The organism is Sphingomonas bacterium (genome assembly GCF_903643065.1).
GTDB lineage: Bacteria > Pseudomonadota > Alphaproteobacteria > Sphingomonadales > Sphingomonadaceae > Sphingomonas.
The window spans coordinates 1-5,668 of the sequence record NZ_CAHJWX010000162.1 but is presented as its reverse complement, the minus strand read 5'-3'; the positions used below and the strand labels follow the sequence as shown (position 1 = coordinate 5,668).

The window sequence follows — 5,668 nt, the reverse complement described above, 5'->3', positions numbered from 1 at the left end:
CCAGCGCGCGAGCGGGGGGAGCAGCTTGGCGGCGGTCTGCGGGTTGAGCCGGTCGAGCGCGATCAGCTGGTCGGCGAGCAGGCGGTAGCCGGCGCCGTCGGCGGCATGGAACGCGCGCTGGTTGACCCCGAACCCGCCCAGCACGCTGCGCGCCCGATTGGGGTTGGCGAGCGTGAAGTCGCGATGGTGGATCAGCTCGGCGACCGTCACGGCGGTATCGGTGCGCGTCGACAGCGCCTGCGTCCCAAACCATTTGTCGAGCACCAGCGGGTTGTCGCGATAGCGCTGGTAGAAGATGTCCAGCGCCGCGACGCGCTCGCCCTCCGCTTCCGGCGCTTCCCCATTGGCGAGCGTGGACAAGGCCGCCTGCCGGTCGGTCATGTTGTCCGCCGCGCCGAACTGGGTGAAGGCGAGCCTGGCCCAGTCGTCCGCGCCCGACGCCGAGAGATAGCCCAGCGCGACGTTGCGCAGCCGGCGCAGGCCCTTGGCGGCTGGCGTATAGGCATAGGGCGCGCGCGCGCCGTCATACGCCTCGCGCCATTGCGCTTCGAGCCGGCGGCCGAGCGTGCGCCGCAGCGCCTCGCGCGCGGCCGCGATCGCCTCGGGATCGACCACCGCCAGCTGGTCGCCGACGAACGCCTCCGACGGCAGCAGCACCGCCTCGGCGATGAACGCCGGGTCGAGCCCCGGCTCGGCGAGCGTCGCCGACACCGCGTCGATCACCGCGTCGTGATCGGCCCTGCCTTCCACCGCGCCCGCGACCAGCGTGTCGAGCATCAGCTGCTGCATCGCCTCGTGCCGCGCGACCGGATCGTCGTCGTGGCGGCTCAGAAAGGCGAGGTCGGCGGCGGTCCGGTCGCTGTCGATGATGACGGGGGCCGAGAAGCCGCGGTTGATCGACAGCACCGGCCGCTCGCCGACGCCGTCGAACACCAAGGTCTGGTTCGCCTCGTCGAGCAGGTGCAGCCGTTCCTCGATCAGCGCCCGGCCGGTCTGCGCGCCAAACAGCTTGAGGCACAATGGCAGCACCATCGGCTCGCCCGCTGGCTGGCCGTCGTGCTGGCCCGGCGTCGCCGGCACGCGCTGCGCGAGGCGCAGCGTCGCGCGGCCGTCGCGATGCTCGACGCTGGCCGAGACGCGCGGCGTCCCCGCCTGTTCGTACCAGCGCCGGAAGCGGGACAGGTCGACGCCGCCGCCGAACTCCATCGACCGCACGAAATCCTCGCACGTCGCGGCCGTCCCGTCGAACCGGTCGAAATACAGGTCGCACGCGGTGCGGAACCGCTGCGGCCCCAGCATCGTCGCGATCATCCGCACCACCTCGGCGCCCTTGTTGTAGACGGTGGCGGTGTAGAAGTTGGAGATCTCCTGATAGCTGTCGGGCCGGATCGGGTGCGCCAGCGGCCCCGCATCCTCCGGGAACTGCGCGGCGCGCAGCGTGCGGATGTCCTCGATCCGCTTCACCGCCGCCGAACCCTGGTCGGCGGAGAAGCCCTGGTCGCGATAGACGGTGAAGCCTTCCTTCAGGCTCAGCTGGAACCAGTCGCGGCAGGTGACGCGGTTGCCCGACCAGTTGTGGAAATATTCATGCGCCACCACCGTCGCGATCGCGTCGTAATCGGCGTCGGTCGCGGTGTCGGGATCGGCGAGGATGTAGCGGCTGTTGAAGACGTTGAGCCCCTTGTTCTCCATCGCGCCGAAGTTGAAGTCGTCCACCGCGACGATGTTGAACACGTCCAAATCGTATTCGCGGCCATAGGTCCGCTCGTCCCACGCCATGGCGAGCTTGAGCGCGTGGAGCGCATGGTCGGTGCGCGACAGGTCGGCCGCGCGGACCCAGATCGCCAGCTCGACGGCGCGGCCCGACATGGTGGTGAACGATCCGCGATTGGGCTGGAGGTCGCCCGCGACCAGCGCGAACAGGTAGGAGGGCTTGGGGAACGGGTCGCGCCACTCGGCCCAGTGCCGTCCGTCGCCGGCGTCGCCGCGCGCGACCGGATCGCCATTGGCGAGCAGCACGGGGAAGCGCTGGGCGTCCGCCGTCATCCGCACGGTGTAGCGGCTCAGCACGTCGGGCCGGTCGGGGAAATAAGTGATCCGCCGAAAGCCCTCCGCCTCGCATTGCGTGCACAGGATGCCGTTGGAGGCATAAAGCCCCATCAGCTGCGTGTTCTGCTCGGGCGCGATCTCGACCTCGGTCTCGACCAGGTGCGCGTCGCCGGGAAGGGGGATGACGAGCTGATCGCCGTCGAGCCGCCAGTCGTTGATCGCGACCCCGTCCACCCGGACGGCGAGCGGGACCTGCCCCGCGCCATCGAGCCGCAGCGGCGCGTCCGGCGTGCTGCGCGTGACGCTGAGCCGCGCGCGGACGCGGGTCCGGACGGGATCGAGATCGAACTCCAGCGCCACGTCGGGGACCAGCCAGTCGGGCGGCCGATAGTCCGCGCGGCGGGTGACGGCGGGGGCGAGGGTCTGGGGCGCGTCCATGGCCCGTGTTATACGCGCGAGGACCGCCCAAACGCCACTCCTCCCCGGCACGGCGAGCGGCGGAGGGGCCCGAGCCGGGTGTGACCCCGCAGCGGGCGCTGTCGCCTGAACCACCTCCGTTGCCGGGAGGAGCAGAGGTGCTTGCCTCGCCCCCACGCCGCGCTATCTCCGCGCCATGACCGCCGTCACCGCGCGCCTGGCCGAGGGGGTCGCGAGCATCGCCGCCGCCGACTGGGATGCGTGCGCCGGCGCCGACAATCCGTTCGTCGGCCATGCCTTCCTCGCCGCGCTCGAAGCCTCGGGCAGCGTCGGCGGGCGATCGGGCTGGCGGCCGCTGCCGCTGGTGATCGACGGTGCCGATGGCCGGCCGGTGGCGGTCGCGCCCGCCTATCTCAAGCAGCACAGCCAGGGCGAATATGTCTTCGATCATGGCTGGGCGGATGCCTGGGCGCGGGCCGGCGGCAGTTATTACCCCAAGCTGCAGGTCGCGGCACCGTTCTCGCCGGTGCCGGGGCCGCGCCTGCTGCTGCGCGACGAGGGCAGCGCGCCGGCGCTGATCGCGGCGCTGGAGGCGGTCACCGACCAGCACGGCCTGTCGAGCGCGCACGCGACGTTCGTCTCGCCCGAACAGGTGCCGGCGTTCGAGGCGGCGGGATGGCTGATCCGGCAGGGCACGCAGTTCCACTGGCGCAACGACGGCTATGCGAGCTTCGACGACTTCCTGGGCGCGCTCGCCAGCCGCAAGCGCAAGGCGATCCGCAAGGAGCGCGCCGGCGCGGTCGAGGGGCTGACGATCCGGCACCTGACCGGCGCCGCGATCGAGGACCGGCACTGGGACGCGTTCTGGCGCTTCTATCAGGATACGGGCTCGCGCAAATGGGGACGGCCGTACCTGACGCGCGGCTTCTTCCCGCTACTGGGGCAGGCGCTGGGCGAACGCGTGCTGCTGATCCTGGCGGAGCGCGACGGCGTACCGATCGCGGGCGCGCTCAACCTGATCGGCGCCGACACGCTATATGGCCGCTATTGGGGGTGCAGCGAGGACGTGCCGTTCCTGCATTTCGAGCTATGCTATTACCAAGCGATCGATGCCGCGATCGCGCGCGGGCTGGCCACCGTGGAGGCGGGCGCGCAGGGCGAGCACAAGCTGGCGCGCGGCTATCTGCCCACCGCGACCTGGTCCGCGCATTACCTGCCCGATCCCGGCTTCCGTCGCGCGGTGGCCGACTTCCTCGCGCGCGAACAGGCGGCGGTGGCGCACGAGCGCGACTATATGGCGGAGCTGGCGCCGTTCAGGCGCGGCGGCGGCTGAGCGCCTTGGAGAATTGGGCCGGCTGCGCCGGATCGACGGTCGCCGGTTGGGTCCGGTCGTCCACCCGGTACAGCACGCTACGCCGCTCGCCGCGCCAGATCGGGGTCAGGCCGCTGGCCAGCGCCGGATCGTACGGCGGCGGATCGAGCATCCACACATAGTCGAACGCGTCGCGCGGAAAGCGGGTCAGCGCGCGGTCGACCGGCCGCCACCATTCGCGCTGGCACTTGCGGTCCGTCACGATCTGCGATGGATCGTGCGCGAAGCCCTTCGCCGCGGTGTAGCGGGTCGTCAGCTGCTGCGCGCCGGCCATCGACCATTGATCGTTGGAATAGGCGAGCTTGCGTTCCAGCAGCAGCGCGGGGACGTGCTCCAGCCGGGTATAGGCCCAGTCGTCGACGCACCGCCGTCCGACGAACGAGACGACGCGCGCGCCGGCGGGCAGGTGATCGAGCGCGGTCAGCGCCTGCGTCGTGCTGCGATCGTACAGCCAATAGCTCGCGGCCGTGCCCGCCAGCCGCACCCCGAAAAAGACGAGCCCCACCGCCGCGAACCCCGCCGCGTGACGGAACGCCAATCCCGGCCGGGGTCGGATCGCGATCAGCGCGATCGCCAGCGCGAAGGGGGCAAGCCGCATGTCGGCATAGGCGGAGCCGAACACGATGCGCGGCAGCAGCACGAACACCGCGATCAGGAACGCCGCCGACAGCCCCAGATTGCGCGAATATTGCAATCGCCGGTCCGCCAGCCCCGCCACCAGCACCGCGCCCATCACCGCCATGCCCGCCAGGTCGAACGGCCGCCACCGGTCGCGCAGCACCATCGTCACCCAGTGCAGCTTCGCGTCCCAATCGAACCAGTCGGCGGTCTGGCCCGACACATGGTCGCCCGTCCGCCACACCACCATCAGCACCAGCGGCAGCGCCAGCGGCAGGCAGCCCAGCCCGGCGCGGATCCAGCTGGCCAGCCAATGGCCGTCGCCCCCGTCCTTCAGCCGATCGTGCTGCCGGATCATCTCGGCGGAAAAGGCGAGCACCCCCAGCGTGCCCCAGCCAAAGGTATGACACAGCCATAGGAGGCAGGAGAGCGGCACGAACACGGCGGCCCGGAACGCCAGCCGCTCCTGCCGCGCCAACCGCAGCCACCAGGCGAACAGCAGCAGCGCCAGCGCCATCGCCAGCGCGAAGTTCACGAAGCCGAACTGGAACGGATAGCTGTACGCGAGCGGCAACGCGAACAGCGCGGTCGCCGGGATGCGCCCGTGCACCTCGCGCGCGATCCACAACAGGCCGGCGACGGTCAGCGCGGGAATGGCGATCACGATCAGCTTGACGCCGGTTTCGAGCCCGAACAACTTGGCGACCGGGATGATCAGCAGGTCGATGCCCAGGTTACCGATCAGCGACCAGCGGAAATCGTACCAGCGCGCGAGCTCCGGATGCGACGCCCAGGCCAGCTCGACGCGATAGCGGCCCATATGGCCGGGCAGGTCGACCAGCGGCGGGATGGTCGGCCACCAGAGCGGCACGGTCGCGAGCAGCGTCATCGCCAGCACGAAGCCGCGCCGCTGCCACCAGAACGGACCTGTCCCCTCCACCCGCCGGCCCTACCGCCGCGCGGGCCCTCCCGACAAGCGGTTCCGGGTCCAGATCGCGGCGCCGTCGGCCATCTGCGTTGCGCGATGCCATCCGGGCAACCCGGCCGCGCGGGCGGGGCCGGGCATCGCGTCGCACTGGAGCCAGGCGACCGCGTGCCAGCGCTCCGCGACCGCCGCCGCCGCGCGCGCGTCGCCGAGGTAGAAGCGATAGCCGTCCAGGTTCGCCGCGCCGTTGCGATGGTAGGGTGCCGCCAGCACGCGCGCGTGCGTGC

At 71.2% G+C, this 5,668-nt stretch carries 3 protein-coding genes and 1 pseudogene; 1 reads left to right on the top strand and 3 read right to left on the bottom strand.

Annotation, left to right across the window (positions count from 1 at the left end):
• Window positions 1–2,487 (bottom strand): aminopeptidase N (pepN, locus tag HUU95_RS07120; RefSeq protein ID WP_174279478.1); only part of this gene is annotated, 2,487 nt, incomplete at its 3' end.
• A 175-nt stretch (window positions 2,488–2,662) separates the two neighbouring features.
• On the opposite strand from pepN, the gene HUU95_RS07115 reads away from it, so the two are divergent.
• Window positions 2,663–3,799, top strand: coding sequence for a GNAT family N-acetyltransferase (locus tag HUU95_RS07115; protein WP_174279477.1), 1,137 nt, complete (start codon window positions 2,663–2,665; stop codon window positions 3,797–3,799).
• Here HUU95_RS07115 and HUU95_RS07110 read toward each other — a convergent pair.
• Window positions 3,780–5,345, bottom strand: a complete 1,566-nt coding sequence (locus HUU95_RS07110; RefSeq protein WP_254602667.1) for a hypothetical protein — start codon at window positions 5,343–5,345, stop codon at window positions 3,780–3,782. The genes HUU95_RS07115 and HUU95_RS07110 overlap by 20 nt on opposite strands.
• A gap of 60 nt (window positions 5,346–5,405) precedes the next feature.
• Window positions 5,406–5,668 (bottom strand): annotated as a pseudogene (locus HUU95_RS07105) (hypothetical protein); the annotation flags it as partial.